The 17,778-nt window shown below is 39.8% G+C and carries 21 protein-coding genes, 1 pseudogene and 1 other annotated feature; of the genes and pseudogenes, 6 read left to right on the top strand and 16 right to left on the bottom strand.

Annotated elements, in window-relative coordinates; translation table 11 throughout:
- Nucleotides 1-31: 31 nt before the first annotated feature.
- Together HMPREF2963_RS08805 and udk are read right to left on the bottom strand one after the other, a co-directional pair.
- Nucleotides 32-712, bottom strand: a complete 681-nt coding sequence (locus tag HMPREF2963_RS08805; RefSeq protein ID WP_006270713.1) for a YoaK family protein — start codon at nt 710-712, stop codon at nt 32-34.
- A 39-nt stretch (nt 713-751) separates the two neighbouring features.
- Complete coding sequence (udk, locus tag HMPREF2963_RS08800) at nt 752-1,387, bottom strand: uridine kinase (protein WP_003068781.1); 636 nt, start codon at nt 1,385-1,387, stop codon at nt 752-754.
- A gap of 104 nt (nt 1,388-1,491) precedes the next feature.
- Here udk and HMPREF2963_RS08795 point away from each other — a divergent pair, with 104 nt between their 5' ends.
- Nucleotides 1,492-2,481, top strand: coding sequence for a Gfo/Idh/MocA family protein (locus HMPREF2963_RS08795; RefSeq protein ID WP_070669426.1), 990 nt, complete (start codon nt 1,492-1,494; stop codon nt 2,479-2,481).
- Nucleotides 2,468-3,553, top strand: coding sequence for a DEAD/DEAH box helicase (locus HMPREF2963_RS08790; RefSeq protein WP_070669425.1), 1,086 nt, complete (start codon nt 2,468-2,470; stop codon nt 3,551-3,553). The genes HMPREF2963_RS08795 and HMPREF2963_RS08790 overlap by 14 nt, the downstream gene beginning before the upstream one ends.
- A gap of 475 nt (nt 3,554-4,028) precedes the next feature.
- Here the strand turns inward: HMPREF2963_RS08790 and rplT are convergent, their stop codons facing one another.
- The 5 genes from rplT to HMPREF2963_RS08765 form a co-directional block, all read right to left on the bottom strand.
- The gene (rplT, locus tag HMPREF2963_RS08785) at nt 4,029-4,388 is read right to left on the bottom strand and encodes a 50S ribosomal protein L20 (protein ID WP_000124830.1); all 360 of its coding nucleotides are present in this window, start codon (nt 4,386-4,388) and stop codon (nt 4,029-4,031) included.
- Nucleotides 4,389-4,434: 46 nt separating this feature from the next.
- Nucleotides 4,435-4,635 carry a 50S ribosomal protein L35 gene (rpmI, locus tag HMPREF2963_RS08780; protein WP_003025048.1) on the bottom strand — a complete coding sequence of 67 codons (201 nt, stop codon included), beginning with the start codon at nt 4,633-4,635 and terminating at the stop codon, nt 4,435-4,437.
- 33 nt (nt 4,636-4,668) lie between these two features.
- Entirely contained in the window at nt 4,669-5,199 is a 531-nt protein-coding gene (gene infC, locus HMPREF2963_RS08775) for a translation initiation factor IF-3 (RefSeq protein WP_003025051.1), read from the bottom strand.
- 15 nt (nt 5,200-5,214) lie between these two features.
- Nucleotides 5,215-5,344, bottom strand: a sequence feature (ribosomal protein L20 leader region).
- Nucleotides 5,345-5,370: 26 nt separating this feature from the next.
- Nucleotides 5,371-6,048 (bottom strand): (d)CMP kinase, encoded by a 678-nt coding sequence (gene cmk / locus HMPREF2963_RS08770; RefSeq protein ID WP_006270676.1) that lies wholly within the window; start codon nt 6,046-6,048, stop codon nt 5,371-5,373.
- Between the two features lie 9 nt (nt 6,049-6,057).
- Complete coding sequence (locus HMPREF2963_RS08765; RefSeq protein ID WP_020997846.1) at nt 6,058-6,510, bottom strand: SAG1386/EF1546 family surface-associated protein; 453 nt, start codon at nt 6,508-6,510, stop codon at nt 6,058-6,060.
- Nucleotides 6,511-6,555: 45 nt separating this feature from the next.
- Here HMPREF2963_RS08765 and HMPREF2963_RS08760 point away from each other — a divergent pair, with 45 nt between their 5' ends.
- Nucleotides 6,556-6,753, top strand: a complete 198-nt coding sequence (locus tag HMPREF2963_RS08760; RefSeq protein WP_006270679.1) for a ferredoxin — start codon at nt 6,556-6,558, stop codon at nt 6,751-6,753.
- Here HMPREF2963_RS08760 and HMPREF2963_RS08755 read toward each other — a convergent pair.
- The 6 genes from HMPREF2963_RS08755 to cdaA form a co-directional block, all read right to left on the bottom strand.
- Nucleotides 6,740-7,234: an EbsA family protein gene (locus tag HMPREF2963_RS08755; protein ID WP_006270717.1), complete on the bottom strand. Its 495-nt coding sequence runs from the start codon at nt 7,232-7,234 to the stop codon at nt 6,740-6,742. The two genes, HMPREF2963_RS08760 and HMPREF2963_RS08755, sit on opposite strands and share 14 nt — an antisense overlap.
- A 187-nt stretch (nt 7,235-7,421) precedes the next feature.
- Complete coding sequence (locus HMPREF2963_RS08745) at nt 7,422-8,534, bottom strand: glycerate kinase (protein ID WP_070669423.1); 1,113 nt, start codon at nt 8,532-8,534, stop codon at nt 7,422-7,424.
- Between the two features lie 3 nt (nt 8,535-8,537).
- The gene (gene serB, locus HMPREF2963_RS08740; protein ID WP_070669422.1) at nt 8,538-9,188 is read right to left on the bottom strand and encodes a phosphoserine phosphatase SerB; all 651 of its coding nucleotides are present in this window, start codon (nt 9,186-9,188) and stop codon (nt 8,538-8,540) included.
- Nucleotides 9,189-9,294: 106 nt separating this feature from the next.
- Nucleotides 9,295-10,647 carry a phosphoglucosamine mutase gene (glmM, locus tag HMPREF2963_RS08735; protein ID WP_070669421.1) on the bottom strand — a complete coding sequence of 451 codons (1,353 nt, stop codon included), beginning with the start codon at nt 10,645-10,647 and terminating at the stop codon, nt 9,295-9,297.
- Between the two features lie 24 nt (nt 10,648-10,671).
- On the bottom strand, nt 10,672-11,400 hold the full coding sequence (locus HMPREF2963_RS08730; protein ID WP_070669420.1) for a CdaR family protein: 729 nt from the start codon (nt 11,398-11,400) through the stop codon (nt 10,672-10,674).
- Nucleotides 11,387-12,244 (bottom strand): diadenylate cyclase CdaA, encoded by an 858-nt coding sequence (cdaA, locus tag HMPREF2963_RS08725; RefSeq protein WP_070669419.1) that lies wholly within the window; start codon nt 12,242-12,244, stop codon nt 11,387-11,389. Before cdaA ends, HMPREF2963_RS08730 begins: the two co-directional genes overlap by 14 nt.
- Before the next feature lie 106 nt (nt 12,245-12,350).
- Here cdaA and murT point away from each other — a divergent pair, with 106 nt between their 5' ends.
- Genes murT through HMPREF2963_RS08710 form a run of 3 tightly spaced genes read left to right on the top strand, consistent with a single transcriptional unit; the run spans nt 12,351 to nt 14,754 of the window.
- The gene (gene murT / locus HMPREF2963_RS08720; protein WP_070669418.1) at nt 12,351-13,694 is read left to right on the top strand and encodes a lipid II isoglutaminyl synthase subunit MurT; all 1,344 of its coding nucleotides are present in this window, start codon (nt 12,351-12,353) and stop codon (nt 13,692-13,694) included.
- A complete protein-coding gene (gene gatD, locus HMPREF2963_RS08715) occupies nt 13,694-14,479 on the top strand; it encodes a lipid II isoglutaminyl synthase subunit GatD (protein ID WP_070669417.1) in 786 nt (261 codons plus the stop codon). Before murT ends, gatD begins: the two co-directional genes overlap by 1 nt.
- A 17-nt stretch (nt 14,480-14,496) precedes the next feature.
- The gene (locus HMPREF2963_RS08710; RefSeq protein WP_070669416.1) at nt 14,497-14,754 is read left to right on the top strand and encodes a LapA family protein; all 258 of its coding nucleotides are present in this window, start codon (nt 14,497-14,499) and stop codon (nt 14,752-14,754) included.
- Between the two features lie 18 nt (nt 14,755-14,772).
- Here HMPREF2963_RS08710 and HMPREF2963_RS09640 read toward each other — a convergent pair.
- The 3 genes and pseudogenes from HMPREF2963_RS09640 to HMPREF2963_RS08695 all read right to left on the bottom strand — a co-directional run.
- A pseudogene (locus HMPREF2963_RS09640) lies at nt 14,773-14,958 on the bottom strand (MFS transporter); the annotation flags it as partial.
- A gap of 485 nt (nt 14,959-15,443) precedes the next feature.
- A complete protein-coding gene (locus tag HMPREF2963_RS08700) occupies nt 15,444-17,339 on the bottom strand; it encodes an ABC-F family ATP-binding cassette domain-containing protein (RefSeq protein ID WP_070669414.1) in 1,896 nt (631 codons plus the stop codon).
- 73 nt (nt 17,340-17,412) lie between these two features.
- A complete protein-coding gene (locus tag HMPREF2963_RS08695) occupies nt 17,413-17,778 on the bottom strand; it encodes a hypothetical protein (protein WP_070669413.1) in 366 nt (121 codons plus the stop codon).

Here is a 17,778-nt window from a genome sequence, read left to right as displayed (position 1 = left end):
TTTAGCTCTCATTATGTAGAGTTAAAGTTTTTTATCTTCTGCGAATGTATTGCACCATTCTAAAGTTCAAAAATGCTAGCAAAATAATAGCCACGAGCCAGATTGTTTTCAACAAATAAAATTGTATCAAATAAGTAGAAATAATCGCTCCTATCACAAAACTTCCTAATAAAGCCACGAAGAAAATGCCTTCCGTTAAACAAGTTTTTTCTTTTGTACGCACATAAGTACCAAAAGCTACCATTGTTTTTTTGATATTGCCCGTCATAAAGGAATTATTGTAGACAATGCCATCCACTTCACCAAAAGCCGTTGCCACCAACCCCATACAAAAACCAATCGGCGGAACAATGAAAAGATTAGACACGGTTGCTGGTAGAAATCCTGTAAGCCCACAAAACAAAATCAGTGGGAGAATGCTGGACAAGCGCCATAAAGAATTTTCAAAGCTATTTTTGAAAATGGTTAACACAAAAATGCCTAACATAAAAGCCAGCATCGTTGCCAACTTCACTTCTATTTCTCCTGTCTCATGATGAATCAACTCAACTGACAAGAACACAACGTTTCCTGTTTGACCCGCAACCAATGTCCCGCCTCTTTCAATAAATGTATAAGCGTCAATAAATCCCGCACAAAAAGTCAGCAGACAGGCAAAAAATTTCGAGCGCGAATGAAACTTCCTTTTCCTTTTTATACTTTTTATCATCATTACCTAAAAAGTCTAGCACTTCCTCACTAGACTTCCTTTCTATGACTCTCTTGCTTCCTGCAAGATTTTTTCAATTTTCGTTGTAATCAGATCAATCGCCACTGTGTTAGAAGCTCCTTCTGGAATAATTACATCCGCATAGCGCTTGGTAGGCTCGATAAATTGATGATACATAGGCTTTACCACACCTAAATATTGCTCAATGACACTATCTAAACTACGACCGCGTTCATCCATATCTCGCTTAATCCTGCGAATGATCCGAACATCATCATCTGTATCCACAAAAATCTTAATGTCCATTAAATCACGTAAGCGTTTGTCCTCTAAAACCAGAATCCCTTCTACAATGAAGACATCTTGCGGATCTTGACGATACGTTCTATCACTACGCGTATGAGCTGTATAATCATAAGTCGGAATATCTACTGGACGCCCTGCCAACAATTCCTTGATTTGCGCAATCATCAAATCTGTATCAAAAGCAAAAGGATGGTCATAGTTGGTCTTGATTCGTTCTTCAAATGTCAAATGAGATTGGTCCTTATAATAAGAATCATGCTCAATCATAGCAATCTTTTCATTTGGAAAATTTGATAGAATAGCTCTCGAAACACTGGTTTTTCCACCACCAGATCCACCAGTCACGCCAATAATAATCGGTCTATTTTGCATTATTCACTCCATTTTTTATCATCTTATCTATTTTACAACAAATCATGATATAATGAAAGAGGTAAATCAAAATAAATGACAAGATAAAAAATAAGGAGAAAACGATGTTAAAACTCGGAACGATTGGAACTGGAGACATTGTTCACCAATTTGTCAAGGCTGCTCATTCGACAAAAGACTATCAACTGACTGCGGTATATTCACGGACGATACATGCTGCTCAAGCATTTGCCAGTTATTACGAAAATGTAGATTGCTACACAGATATGGCTAATTTTTTAACTAATGATATAGACATTGTCTATATTGCAAGCCCTAATTCTCTGCATTTCCCACAAGCAAAAGCTGCTATTTTAGCAAGCAAACATGTAATTGTAGAAAAACCTGCTGTCTCACGCCCAGAAGAATGGGCTGAATTGGTAACATTAGCTCAAGAACAGCATGTATACATTTTTGAAGCAGCTCGTAACTATCATGAGCAATCATTTGATGTCATTTCAGATTTTCTCAAAAACAAAACGATTCTTGGGGCACATTTCACCTATGCGAAGTATTCTTCCAAAATGCCAGCTCTGTTAGCTGGACAAGAGCCAAACGTCTTTTCTGCTAAGTTTTCAGGCGGTGCTCTAATGGACTTAGGCATTTATCCTGTCTATGCAGCCATACGACTTTTTGGAGCACCAGAAAATGCCTATTACACCGCTCAGCAATTACCAAATACTGTCGATCTAAATGGAGTAGGAAGCTTAATCTATCCAGAATTTCAAGTGACTATCCAAACCGGAAAAAATATCAATAGTTTTTTCCCTGCTGAAATTTATACAACAGACGGTACACTGACCTTAAATTCGATTGAATTCATTACTTCGGCTGTTTTTCAAGATTTAAATAAAGAGAAAAAGACTCTTGAAATTGTGCACTCTTCTCACACCATGGCAGAAGAAGCCAAACGATTCGCTCAAGTATTGAGCGGTGAGATAAAACAAGAAATTTACCAAAACTGGCTAGACGCTGCTGCTGCCGTGCATAAAACTCTGTTTAGCATGCGACAAGATGCTGGTATTAGATTTGAGGCTGATCATGACAACAACTAATTTCCCTCAAAGTTGGCAAGACCAACTTACCAAACTTGGCTTTGAGTATTTAACTCCCATTCAAGAACAACTCTTTCAACCTATTACAGACGGTGAAAATGTCCTTGGGATAAGCCCTACCGGAACTGGAAAAACACTTGCCTATCTTTTTCCTAGTCTTCTAAAACTAAAGCCTAAGAAATCCCAGCAATTACTTATCTTGGCTCCCAATACTGAGCTAGCTGGACAAATTTTCGACGTCACCAAAACATGGGCTGAACTACTTGGCTTAACAGCTCAGCTCTTTCTATCTGGCTCCAGCCAAAAACGACAAATTGAACGGTTAAAAAAAGGCCCTGAAATTCTCATCGGGACGCCAGGACGCATTTTTGAACTGATTAAACTTAAAAAAATCAAAATGATGACTGTTGATACAATCATTCTGGATGAATTTGATCAATTGCTTAGTGATTCACAATATCACTTTGTTGACAAAATTATTCACTATGTACCTCGTGAACATCAATTGATTTATATGAGTGCGACTGCTAAATTTGAGCAGGATAAAATTGTTGAAAATACAATCCAAATCAAAACAGAAAATCAACAACTTGATAATATTCGTCATTTTTATATGCAAGTTAAACAGCGCGACAAAGTTGAATGCTTGCGAAAGCTAGCTCAAGTTTCAGAATTTCGTGCGCTTATCTTTTTCAATGCCTTCTCGGACTTAGGAAGTGCTGAGGAAAAGTTGCAATACCGTCATATTCAGGCTGTGTCCTTGGCTAGTGATGTCAACATTAAATTCCGTAAGATTATCTTGGAGCAATTTAAAAACGACGAGCTTACACTCTTGCTTGCTACTGACTTGGTAGCTAGAGGAATTGACATTGATTCTCTTGAATGTGTCATCAACTACGACTTACCTCGTGACCTTGAAACCTATACACACCGCGCTGGACGAACTGGCCGCATGGGCAAAAAAGGATCTGTCATTACATTCATCAGCCACCCAGAAGAATTAAAAACACTTAAAAAATATGCTCACATCCAAGAAATTATCTTAAAAGACCGTGAACTCTATGTGAAATAGAAAACTGGTTTAGAACTAAAAAATATTAAATCTTTTAGTTCATTTGAACTGCATCCCAAAAGTTAGACATAAAAAATTAACTTTTGGGATGCAGTGTTCATTATCCCAGTTTTTTATTATTTATAACATTAAAATACTTGAAAATTTTTAAATCAATCTACAATACTTATCAATGTTTTTAATAAATCACATCCTGTTTTTCCATTATCTAAACTCTCCTGCCAATCTCTTATCTGTTTTCGTTATCAGAATAGGTGACTAATACTTTTGACAATGTTACTCCTTGATGGCACTTAAACGAATCTACTGTTTATTAATTTCTTCATTTGTCTTTCCTTTCATAAGACCATCATGATTTTTTATTGCTCAATCTTTGGTTGATTCCATATATTATTTTTTCTCCATTATCAAATCTAATTTCCACACCACAACACTATATTAAAAAGCTGGGATAAATATCTCAGCTTTTTAATTATTATTTACCTAACTTTGCTTTAGCTGCATCTGCAAGCGCTGTGAAAGCTGCTGCATCGTTAACTGCTAAATCAGCCAACATTTTACGGTTTACTTCGATTTCAGCTAATTTCAAACCATGCATCAATTGTGAATATGAAAGTCCGTTGAGACGAGCTGCCGCATTGATACGTGTAATCCACAATTTACGGAAATCGCGTTTCTTTTGACGACGGTCACGGTATGCATAGTAGTAAGAGTTCATTACTTGTTCTTTTGCTGTGCGGAACAAGATATGTTTTGCACCATAGTAACCTTTAGCTAATTTTAAAATACGTTTACGACGTTTGCGTGATACAACGCCACCTTTAACACGTGCCATTTATATTTCCTCCAATATTTCCTAGAATAATCTACTGCAAAATCTCTTATTTAAGACCTGTCAGCATTGCTTTGATACGTTTGAAATCTCCTGAATGCACCATTGCTGCTTTACGAAGATGACGACGTTGTTTTTTAGTTTTTCCGTGGAAACGGTGAGAAGTGTAAGCACGGAAACGTTTCAAGCCACCAGAACCTGTACGTTTGAAACGTTTAGCTGATGCGCGGTGTGTTTTTTGTTTTGGCATGATATTTTTCTCCTTTTTTTAACTTCTAACAGATTACTTTTTGTCAGGGATTGGCGCTAACTGCATGAACATTTGACGTCCATCCATCTTAGCTCTTTGTTCAATAATCGCAATATCCTGCGTTGCTTGAGCAAAGTCGGCTAATACTTTCGCTCCGATTTCTTTGTGAGTAATCATCCGCCCTTTAAAGCGAATAGAAACCTTCACTTTATTTCCTTTTTCAAGGAACTTGCGTGCATTACGAAGTTTTGTATCAAAGTCACCTTTGTCAATAGTTGGACTAAGACGAACTTCTTTCACAGTAACAACACTTTGTTTTTTGCGTTGCTCTTTTTGTTTTTTCTGATACTCAAACTTGAACTTTCCATAGTCCATAATTTTTGCAACAGGCGGTTTAGCTTGTGGTTGAATCAGAACAAGATCCACATTTGCATCGTCAGCAATCGCTTGCGCTTCGCTAAGTGGTTTAATGCCCAATTGCTCACCATCAAGACCGATCAAACGAACTTCACGTACACGAATTTCATCATTGATGAATAAGTCTTGTTTTGCTATGGTTTTCACCTCTTTTTTATTTTTAGAGAAAAACAAGAGCGGACTTGCTAACGCAAGTCCGCTCTACATGATAGTATTTCATTCCTGAAACTTAATCCGTAGAGCCAGACAACGTTAGTCGCAAGGCGAGAAGTTCTCACTTCTGCTTTTCTCAACTTTTACATAATAACAAGTTTTGGATTATTTGTCAAGGATTTTTTTAGCTTTTTCTTCGATAAAATTCACAACTTCCACAATTCCGACACCCGTCGTATCAAAATGAATAGCATCATCTGCCGGTTTTAAAGGAGAAACTGAACGGTGACTGTCCTTATAATCACGATCTGAAATTTCTTTTTGGAGGGTTTCCAAATCAGTTGGAATACCTTTTTCAAGATTTTCTTTATAACGGCGTTGAGCTCTTTCCTCAACTGAGGCTACAAGAAAAATTTTTAACTCTGCATGAGGCAAAACAACTGTTCCAATGTCACGCCCATCCATAACAATACCACCTTGAGTGGCAATTTCTCGTTGTAAATCAACCAACTTTTCTCGTACTTCTGGAATTGCAGACACCCAAGAAACATTGTTAGTGACTTCATTTTCTCGAATCGGATGCGTCACATCTACATCTCCAACAAAAACGAGTTGCTCTCCATCTTTACCACGTCCAAAACTAACAGGATAAGTATCTAATAGCGCAACAATTTCAGACCACTTTTCCGCCGATAAATCATTTTGTAAAGCTAAGTAAGTCGCTGCACGATACATCGCACCTGTATCCAAGTAAGTGTAATCGAAATCTTTTGCAATAATTTTTGCAACTGTTGACTTTCCACTTGAAGCTGGGCCATCAATAGCAATTTGAATCTGTTTCATTCGGCACTCCTATCGAATTTTTACTACATCACCTGGATTAGCGTACCACGCACCTGTTGTCATGTGAGACGGATTTAAACGCTCTAATTCTGCAATTGAAATCCCCGCACGCGCAGCAATGGCAGCTTCTCCTTCTCCAGCCTGAACGGTAATCGTTCCTTCAGATGATTGCGGCTGACTGCTATCACTTGCTGCTTTAGAAGAAGCGGGAGCACTAGAACTTTCACTTGATTTACTAGTAGTTTTTGCAGCATTATAAAAGCCCTCCGTTGCTGCCTTCTTACTACTTCCACCAGTAGATAAATAAATCATCATTCCTACCATTACAATCACTATAACGAAAAAAATAACAGCCAAAATCGTCAACACACGATTAGCTACTACACCGTTCGTTTTTTTGCTTCTCGCCAATTCTTTTTCTCCCTTGTCATAAATATCTTCTTCCCATGGTTCCTTTGCCATGACTTCCTCCTTGTATTTTTTCCAAATTCCGATTACAATATGAGTATGAAAGTTACACTCATTCCTGAACGATGCATTGCTTGTGGTCTTTGTCAAACCTATTCTGACCTATTTGATTACCATGATAATGGTATTGTCAAATTTTATCAAGATGATGAGCTTCTGGAAAAGGAAGTTCCCGAAACACCTGATATTATTGAAGCGATCAAAAACTGTCCTACAAAAGCTCTTATGAAAGAGTAGTCTTTTTAGGTTGAGCATAATATAGTTCAAAATAGTCTACATGGGTTAAATTATCCACTAATTCAACTTCCCCTTTAAAATGGTCATTCAAAGCCAAAGCATTTACAAAATACTTCTTAGGCCACTTGCGCATACAAAACGTACGGCCTTTTTCTTTGCCATCAAAGAAGAGAGTAATGGAGGTCTTTGTTACCTCTATCTTACGAATCGTTGAAATTTCTATCTTTGAAGGTGTAAATGGATTTGCTGTAGTAATCCTTAAAATCCCATCGTCATATATCGTAAAATATCGATGTATACCAATTCCCAACAATACCATGAATAAAAAGAAAGAGAAAAGGACTAAAAACGGAACTTCTGAACTTTCAAACAAAAATGCAAAACCTATAAAAATCGGAATGACCGATAAAGACCAATAGATGATTAGAAGAGAAAGATCTGGTTGCCAATGATAACGCAACTGACCAAAAATCTTTATCATGCTTACACCTCCTCTTCTACTAGTTTATCATAAAAAAAAGAAAAATGGGAGTGAGATTGGATAACAAAGAAAAAAATTAGGAAATCAAGATATCGTTCTATACAAACCTCTACTTTTGCAATAACTTTTATACTTTTCAAGCAAGTCATCTGCGTCATCTTTCCGATTTTTAGAAAAAAATTAACTATCATATTTTCATTCTCAATAAATTTCCGATATTTTGTGCTGTTCGGACGAGGTTTTCTTCTGCCCTATCTAAAGTAATAACTAAAGGTTCGACTTGAGAAATGATTGGAAAAGCAGCCTGAATATTCTCTACTGGGAAATCCGGTAAATCATTCCTTAGACTACCACAAATAGCAATTACAGGAATATTGATTGGCGTTCTCCTTGCTACTCCAATAGGGGCTTTACCTGACAGACTTTGCTGATCCATTCGACCTTCACCCACAATCACTAAATCAGCCTTTTTGACACGATTATCAAAATCGAGCAAGTTGAGACAAGTATCAATTCCTGATACAATTTTTCCATGTGCAAATGTCACCAGCCCTGCGGCCATACCTCCTCCAGCACCGGCACCAGCCAATGAAAAGATTGTTGGATTCGCCTGTTTATAAAACGTTGCCATAGCTTGATCTACTTGAGAAAATAACAAATCAGGCAAGCCTTTTTGACCTCCAAAAACGTATGTAGCTCCGTTTTCACCACAGAGAGGATTCATAACATCTGTCAGAATCTGAATATCCAAATTTCCTAAAATTTCAGGAACTTTATCCGCTGAAATGCGAGCCACACGGTCTAAAGACGAACCCTTTGCTTGGAGCAAGTGATTATCCTTATCAAAAAATTCATAGCCCAATCCAGCTGCCATTCCAATTCCACCATCATTGGTAGCCGAACCACCTACGCCAATATAAATTTGCCTCACACCTTCTTTGGCGAGATACAAAATTAACTCTCCTAACCCTCTGGTATCAAGAGTCAAAGGGTTTCTTTTTTCTAACGGGATATTCGCCAACCCAACCAAATCAGCCATTTCAAAGAGAGCTATATCGCCTTTTCGAGCATATTTCATCGTAACCGGCTCGCCGAATGGTCCGGTTACTGTTCTTTCATATTCGGATAATTTCATTGAGGCGGCTAAAGCAGCAACTGTTCCTTCACCACCATCTCCAATGGGTAGCAAGTCAAATGTTGCTTCCGGGAGCGCCTTGGAAAAACCTGCTTTTATAGCCTTTGCAACGCTTTGAGCTGATAAACTTTCTTTAAAAGAGTCCGGTGCAATTAAAATATGCATGACCTAGTCCTCACTTTCTATCTTTTCTAAAAGGCTTACAACTTGATATAAGTCAGCTTGATCGATTTGATAAGGTGCTTGCTCTCTCACAATAGGCTTGGCATTAAAAGCAATCCCAATTCCTGCTGTTAATATCATTGGAAGGTCATTAGCACCATCTCCTACAGCAATGGTTTGAGCAAGAGTCAAGTTGTTTTCCTCTGCCCATTGCTTTAGCATTGCTTTTTTGACTTCTTTTGTGACAACTGTCCCTAAAACCCTACCTGTCAGCTGGCCATCTTTTACTTCCAAGTGATTAGCTTTTACATAATCTATGTCCAACTTCAATGCTAATTCATCTACTATTTCATGAAATCCACCTGATACAATACCAACCTTATAACCACGCTGATGCATTTCTTCTATCAACTGTCGAGCCCCTTTGGTAAAATGAATTTTCTTAGAAACTTGTTTAAAAATGGCCTCAGGGAGTCCTTTAAGCAGGGTCACACGCTCTAGCAGAGCCGCTTCAAAATCATATTTTCCTTGCATGGCACATTTTGTAATAGCTGCAACCTGCTCACCAACTCCTACTTCAGCCCCTAGTAAATCAATTACTTCTTCTTTCACCAAAGTACTATCCACATCCATTACCAATAATCCTGTGGCTCTCATATTATTACCTCATACATTTTTGAATATATAAAAATTTGCTTGACAAAACAAACTACAATATAAAGTAAAAAATCTCTGCCTATATAATAAACAGAGATTTTTTACTTTATTCAATACCAATTTCAGCGCGTACAATATCTGCAATTGTATTAACGTAATAATCGACTTCCTCATGACTTGGTGCTTCCGCCATGACTCGTAAAAGAGGCTCTGTTCCGCTTGGACGAACAAGAATACGACCATTTCCAGCCATTTCTTCTTCCATTTTTTCAATCACAGCTTTAATAGCAGGAACTTCCACGGCCTTGTCCTTCATAGTATTTTCAACACGGATATTAACCAATTTTTGCGGATAAATAGTCACTTCTGAAGCTAATTCAGATAAAGTTTTACCTGTTTCTCTCATTACTTTTGTCAATTGAACGGCTGTCAGCTGACCGTCACCCGTCGTATTATAATCCATGATAATGACATGCCCTGATTGCTCACCACCAAGATTGTAACCCGATTTGCGCATTTCTTCTACGACATAACGGTCACCAACAGCTGTAATCACTTTATTAATACCTTCACGATCCAAAGCTTTATGGAAACCTAGGTTTGACATAACAGTTGTTACGATTGTATTTTGGGCTAGTAAACCTTTTCCAGAGAGATATTTCCCAATGATGTACATGATTTTATCACCATCAACAATCTCACCATTTTCATCTACCGCAATCAAGCGATCACTATCTCCATCAAATGCCAAACCAAGTGCTGAGCCTGATTCACGAACTGTTTCTTGCAATTTTTCAGGATGTGTAGAACCTACATTTAAATTGATATTCAACCCATCTGGATTTTCTCCGATGACTGTCAATCTAGCTCCCAAATCGGCAAACACCTGGCGAGCACTTGTTGAAGCGGCACCGTTCGCTGTATCCAGAGCAACTTTCATTCCGTCTAAATCAAGACCAGTCGATACGAGATACTGCTGATATTTGCGTAGCCCTTCTGGATAATCCATCAGGGTCCCTAATCCTTCCGCACTTGGACGTGGTAAATTGTCTTCTTTATCATCAAGAAGTGCTTCAATTTCTAACTCGCGATCATCATCTAGCTTATAACCATCTCCGCCGAAAAATTTAATACCGTTGTCAAGTGCAGGATTATGGCTAGCTGAAATCATGACCCCAGCACTTGCTTTTTCTGACTTCACCAGATAAGCCACACCTGGTGTTGCGATAACCCCAAGCTTGTAAACACGGATTCCAACCGATAAAAGTCCTGCTATTAATGCACTTTCCAGCATTTCTCCTGAAATACGTGTGTCACGTCCTACAAAGACGCGCGGCACATCTTTCTCATGTTGGCTCAATACATAGCCACCAAATCGCCCTAATTTAAACGCCAATTCTGGCGTTAATTCCACATTTGCTTCTCCACGAACTCCGTCCGTTCCGAAATATTTTCCCATTTTTTTAAAATCCTTTCAATACTTTTATTTGGATGAGCTCGTCGAACTTGAAGACGAGCTTGATGATTTTACTGTAATTTTTATCGTTGTCTCATAAGGGGTAATCACACTCGGCAATACTGTTCCGCTAGCATCAACCGCTTGCAAAGGCACAGTTCCGGTATAATTGTTCGAAATTTTTTCACTTGTGGGAAGAGTTGCTTCTACATGATCAACTTTTTCTAAAGTATCTTCATCACTTGTGACTGTTACTTTATTATCAGCAATACTTACCCGATCAACCGTTAAACCATCTGCCAACTGAGCAGAACTAATCGTTGTTTTAACTTCAAATGTTTTACTTGCCTTCTTACCGATCTTCACCGTAATCTTAGCCGGTGTAACAGTCGCAGTCAACCCACTTGGTAAATTTTTAATAGCTAAAGGTACCTCTCTTGTTCCTTCCGTAGCTTTTGTTAAATCCGCTACAACTTTAAACTTTCGAGTACTTTCTTGCATCTCACTAGCAAGTGTCACACGATTGGAACCCGTTAACACTACTGATACTTCGGACGCAAAACCACTAATAAAATACTTTTCACTATTGTATTTAATATCAATTGGGACACTAGGCAAGGCATTCGTGTACGTTTCAGACGTAGTTTGTCTAGCACTTGAGTTATTTTGGTAATTTGTCGTTGTTGCATAAATAAATAAAACAGCAGCAAAAAAGATGGAAGAAACGATATACCAAATCTGCTTACGATTTTTCATGTTTCCAACCTCCTAGCACACGATTTTTAAATGGTGATTTTGGTTGTTCATCTGAAATCAGCACTTTCCGCAATTCTGCTTCAAATTCTTCTAAGGTCAGATCGTGTTTAAAAACTCCGTTATGTGTGATTGAAATACCTCCCGTTTCCTCCGAAACTACAAAAGTAAGGGCATCTGACACTTCTGAAAGACCGATTGCAGCACGGTGGCGCGTTCCAAATTCCTTAGAAATTCCTGTGTTTTCTGTAAGCGGAAGATAAGCACAAGAAACGGCTATTTTATTATCTCTTACAATAACAGCTCCGTCATGCAACGGTGTATTCGGAATGAAAATATTGATTAACAACTCACCTGACACATCAGCATCCAAAGGAATCCCTGTTGCGATATATTCTTGTAAGGTTCTGCTTCCTTGGATAGCAACGAGAGCCCCAATTTTCCGAGGACTCATATAATTCACTGCTTTTACGAATGCTTGTACCATTTTTTCCTCTGAGCTAATCGGTGCTATCGAAAACAAATCTGTTGCACGCCCCAGCCTTTCCAAACCTGTACGAATCTCAGGTGTAAAAATCACAACAGCCGCAATAACTCCATAGGTAATGACTTGATTGATTAACCAAGAAACCGTTGTTAAACCAATTGCATTGGCAAGAATCTGAGCCAGTACAAAAATCAAAACCCCTCGAACGAGAATCATAATCTTAGTGCCAGCGATTGCTTTTGTAAAATAAAATAAAATCCAAGCAACTAGTGCAATATCGATGATATTGATGACAATACTCCAAGGACTAGAAAATAAACTAGACCAATATTGGAGATTGGACAATTGCTGAAAATTCATTTCCAGTGTCCTCTCTTTCTCAACCTAAAAACATTCTTAATTATTATATCACTTTTCAAGATATTTTTCTGTAACCTTCTTTACTTTTTATGATAAAATATTTCTTATGAAGATAAATACATTATTTGGCAAACTTGCAGGGAAATCCTCCCACTTTGTTTTAAGTAAATTGGGGCGCGGATCGACCTTACCCGGAAAGCTTGCTCTAAAATTTGACAACGACATTTTAAATACACTAGCTCGTGATTACGAAGTGGTGGTGATTACAGGGACAAACGGTAAAACTCTGACCACTGCTCTTACAGTTGGAATCCTCAAAGAGGCTTTTGGCGAGGTTGTGACTAATCCCAGCGGAGCCAATATGATTAGTGGAATTGCGACAACTTTCTTGACTGCAAAAAAAGGGAAATCTGGCAAAAATATCGCTGTGCTGGAAATTGATGAAGCTAGCCTCTCCCACATCTGTGATTATATCAGACCGAGCCTTTTCGTCTTTACCAATATTTTCCGCGACCAGATGGACCGCTATGGTGAGATCTACACGACCTACCAAATGATTCTCGATGCTGCAGCGAAAGTACCTGAAGCTACTGTACTGATGAATGGTGATAGCCCACTCTTTAACTCGGTCAGCTTGAAAAATCCTGTCCGCTACTATGGATTTGACACCAAAAAAGGGCAAGCTGAGTTAGCTCATTATAATACCGAGGGCATCCTCTGTCCCACGTGTCAGCATATTTTAAAATACAAGCTCAATACTTATGCCAATCTAGGCGATTATATTTGCGAGCACTGCGATTTTAAACGTCCTGAATTAGACTACAAACTGACCCAATTGACTAGCCTCCAACACAACAGTTCAGAATTTGTCATTGACGGTCAAAGTTACCACATCAACATTGGTGGTCTTTACAATATCTACAACGCTTTAGCTGCAGTTTCTGTTGCTCAGTTCTTTGGAGTCGAATCGGCTACTATCAAGGCTGGTTTTGACAAAAGTAGAGCCGTTTTCGGACGTCAGGAAACTTTCAAGATTGGCGACAAAGAATGCACGCTAGTTCTGATTAAAAATCCCGTTGGAGCTACGCAAGCTCTAGAAATGATCAAGCTTGCTCCTTATTCATTCAGTCTGTCAGTTCTCCTCAACGCCAACTACGCAGACGGCATTGATACTAGCTGGATTTGGGACGCTGATTTTGAGAAAATTTTAGACATGGATATCTCGCATATCATTGCTGGTGGCGTTCGTCATTCTGAAATTGCTCGTCGCTTGCGAGTTACTGGTTATGATGCCAAGCGAATCAATGAAGTAGCTAATTTAAGTCAAATCTTTGAAGAAATTAAACATCAGAAAACCAGACATGCCTATATCTTAGCAACCTACACCGCCATGTTAGAATTTCGTGAATTACTTGCTTCTCATCAGGTTGTCAGAAAGGAGATGAACTAATGGTTTATACATCCCTCACTTCTCCTGAAAATCGGGATTATACTTATTATTTAAAAATTGCCCATCTCTATGGCAATCTCATGAATACCTATGGTGATAATGGTAATATTCTCATGCTCAAATATGTAGCTGAAAAGCTAGGCGCTCGCGTTCAGATTGATATTGTATCACTTGAAGATGAGTTTGATAATGATTACTATGATTTGGCATTTTTCGGCGGAGGGCAAGATTACGAGCAGACCATTGTGGCACGAGACCTGCCAACAAAAAAAGAGAGCTTGGAAGAATTTATCAATCATGACGGCGTGGTATTAGCTATCTGTGGTGGCTTTCAGCTTCTAGGGCAATATTACATCGAAGCTTCTGGTCGGCGGATTGAGGGACTTGGAATTATGGGACATTATACTCTCAATCAAAAAAATAACCGCTACATCGGCGACATTAAGATTCATAACGAAGAATTCAATGAGACCTACTATGGCTTTGAAAATCACCAAGGCCGTACCTTCCTCTCCGACGATGAAAAACCACTGGGCAAAGTCGTCTATGGAAATGGCAACAATCAAGAAGACGGCAATGAAGGCGTCCACTATAAGAATGTCTTTGGCTCCTACTTTCACGGCCCCATCTTGTCCCGCAATGCGAACTTAGCCTACCGTCTAGTAACCACCGCTCTGAAAAACAAGTATGACTCTGATATTGAATTGGCAGCTTATGAAGATATCCTAGCCCAAGAAATCCCAGAAGAATACGGAGATGTCAAAAGCAAGGCAGAGTTTGAATAGATAATAGGAGAATCACTATGAAAGAAAAATTACACTATATCCTGCTTTTAATTACCATTCTATTGGTTGTCAGTATTTCCTTGGCCAATATGCAGAGTGTCAATGTTAGCTTTATCCTATTTAGCTTCAAACTCCCCTTAATTATCTTGATTTTGGTCTCAATGCTCCTAGGCTCTGTCACGACCTTCCTCATCAGCATGACGAAAAATTTTTCACTGAAAAAAGAGCTTAAGAAAACCAAGGAAGTACTTGAAAACTCCCATAAAGAAGACTAGATTGGAGTGATTTCCAGCCTAGTCTTTTTGTATTCTCTTTTGATAAAGGTAGGAAATCAAAGCCAATCCCATCACTCCGAAACCAATCAGAAGAAAGGAAAGGGTCCGGACACTCGGCAGAAGAGTCATCAGAAAAGTCGCAGGAGGCATGAAAAGAATTGCCAGCGTGTAGATGGTTGAGAAAACCCGGCCAGCCGCTTCTTTCAAAACTACCTTCACCGCCCCTTGTTCGGATTCTACTTTCGGAAGAGCCTCATTTCGTCAAAATCTTCTCGGCCGAAAATCGGAAAAGGCAAATTCCACAAAAAGAACTCGTCCGAAAATAGAAAGTTCGGGATTTGCTCACAGACCAACCGTCCGAAAATCTGACAGAGTCATTTTGCTCCAAAATAGCTTTTCAGAAAATCTGACGGGCTGACTTTGCTCTAAAAGAACTTAGATTACATGAAGAATATTTTCTTTTCCTCGAAAAAATCTCAGAACACATGTAAAAGTTCGTCTCTTGCTCTCAGGGAAACAATTCTTCATGAAGGATTTATCTTTTTGTCACAGAATCAGAGATTTCACATGTAAAAATTCGGTTTTTGCTCTTTTGGGACTGATTTCACATGTGAAATTAAGTATTTTGAGCTCTGGGAAGCTCATTTCTCACAGAAACTAGGCATTCTTACACAGGTTCTTTTTCCTTCTCACACTTTCTCCGCCAGCTCTTCCCATTCTAGCATGGCTTCTTCTTGGGCGGCGGTCAGCTGGTCGATTTGCTGCTGGTTCTCCATGAGTTCACTGGCGTCATTAGTGGCCTCCATGGCTTCCTGAAGCTGACTGATTTGACTGTCCAAGTCCTCGATTTGCGCTTCCAATTGCTCTAAGCGTCGGGCCAGCCGGCGCTGTTCTTTCTGGTTTTCCTTTTGGAGCTGATAGTCATTGGCAGGTGCTGACTTGTCAGAATCGACCTGCTCTGACTCCTCACGCAAGGCTTCCTGCTCTGCCTTTTTCTCCAGATAGTAGTCATAATCACCCAGATACAGAGTGGAGCCTGTCTCAGAAAGCTCGATTATCTGAGTGGCCACGCGATTGATAAAGTAACGGTCGTGGCTGACAAAGAGTAGGGTGCCGTCAAAGTCAATCAGGGCATTTTCCAGCACTTCCTTGCTGTCAATGTCCAGGTGGTTGGTCGGCTCGTCTAGGATGAGGAAGTTGTTGTTTTCCATAGACAGCTTGGCTAGAAGCAGCCGCGCCCGCTCTCCACCTGATAGCATGCCGACAGACTTCTTGACATCGTCTCCCGAGAAGAGGAAAGCGCCTAAGCGATTGCGAATCTCGACCTCTGGCGTCAGCTTGAAGTCATTCCATAGCTCGTCAAGTACTGTATTGCTGGCAGTCAGTTTGCTCTGGGTCTGGTCATAGTAGCCCACTTCCACATTAGCCCCCAACTGCTCCTTGCCTCTGATGAAGGGCACTTGCCCGATTAGTGATTTAATCAAGGTCGTCTTTCCAATCCCATTTGGCCCGACAATAGCTACCGCATTGAACTTGCGAATGTCAAGGTTAATCGGCTCCGACAGGACTTCCTCGCCGTAGCCAATAGCTGCATCTTCCAAGGTCAGCACAACATTTCCAGAAACCTTATCGGATTTGAAGGTCATAGTAGCCGAGCGACTGTCGGTCTCCGGCCTGTCCAAACGCTCCATCTTTTCCAGCTGCTTGCGGCGGGACTGAGCCCGCTTGGTAGTGGAAGCCCGGACCAGATTGCGATTGACAAAGTCCTCCAGAGCAGCGATTTCTTTCTGCTGCTTTTCATAGTTCTTGGCTTCAGTGGCTAGCTTTTGCTCCTTTTGGACCACGAAGCTAGAGTAATTGCCCACATAGCGATCCAAGGAATGCTTGGTCAAATCCAGCGTGATGGTCGCAACCTTGTCTAGGAAATAGCGGTCGTGGCTGACGATGATCAGGGCACCGCTGTAGTTAATCAAGTAAGTCTCCAGCCAGGCAATGGTCTCGATATCCAAGTGGTTGGTCGGCTCGTCCAGCACTAGCAGTTCTGGCTTCTCCAAAAGCATCTTGGCCAGAGCCAGACGGGTATTCTGCCCGCCCGAAAGCTCAGAAATCTTCATCTGCCACATGGACTGGTCAAACTTGAAGCCATTCAAAATAGCTCGAATATCGGCCTCATAAGTAAAACCACCTTTCTGGCGAAAGTCCTCTGACAGCTGATCGTACTGGGTCATGAGAGCCGTCAGCTCTTCCCCTGACAATTCTCCCATTTGCAACTCCATCTGCCGCAACCTCTTCTCTTGCTGACGCAGACTATCAAAGACCAGCAGCATCTCGTCGTAGATAGTATTCTCCGACTCAAAGCGGCTGTCCTGAGCCAGATAGGACAGGGAAAGATCTCGTTTTTTATTAATCTGACCAGAAGTAGGCTCTTCCTCGCCCACCAAAATCTTGAGCAGGGTTGACTTCCCAGCTCCATTTTTACCAACGAGGGCAATCCGATCACCCTCATCCACCTGCAGGTTAATATTGTTAAAAAGAAGCTCCCCTGCAAAAGAGCGTTCAATCTTATTTGCTTGTAAAATAATCATAAACCTATTATAGCAAATTCATGGCTCAACTACCATTCTAGAAAGTAAAAATGCGGTCAAGATAAGCCGCATTTCATCTAAAAGTATGTAAAATTTCTTGATTTTGCATCACAAGGTAAACACCTAATAGAACAATCAAAACAAAAAGTACTAATTTGATGATTCCTTTTACAAAACGAATCACCCAAAGGATCATCATAGAACCAATCAACCACATAACGGCTGAATAATTGAAAAATCCTTGAACTGCCTGACTGTTTTCGCCAAAAAAACTTTGGATAGGAGCTGGAATATGTTCTCGCCATGCAGCTGTCACTCCAATACGATTTGCAATATCAGAGCCACTTTTCCATAACCATGCAAAAATACTAGAATTAAAGAGAAACAAAAAAACTTGCTCTGGGAAATATCTAATGACTTTAAATATATTTTTTAACAT

The organism is Streptococcus sp. HMSC067A03 (assembly GCF_001814295.1).
Taxonomy (GTDB): Bacteria; Bacillota; Bacilli; order Lactobacillales; family Streptococcaceae; genus Streptococcus; species Streptococcus constellatus.
Note: the sequence above shows the minus strand (reverse complement) of the source record. Positions and strands in the feature narration are given on the sequence as shown.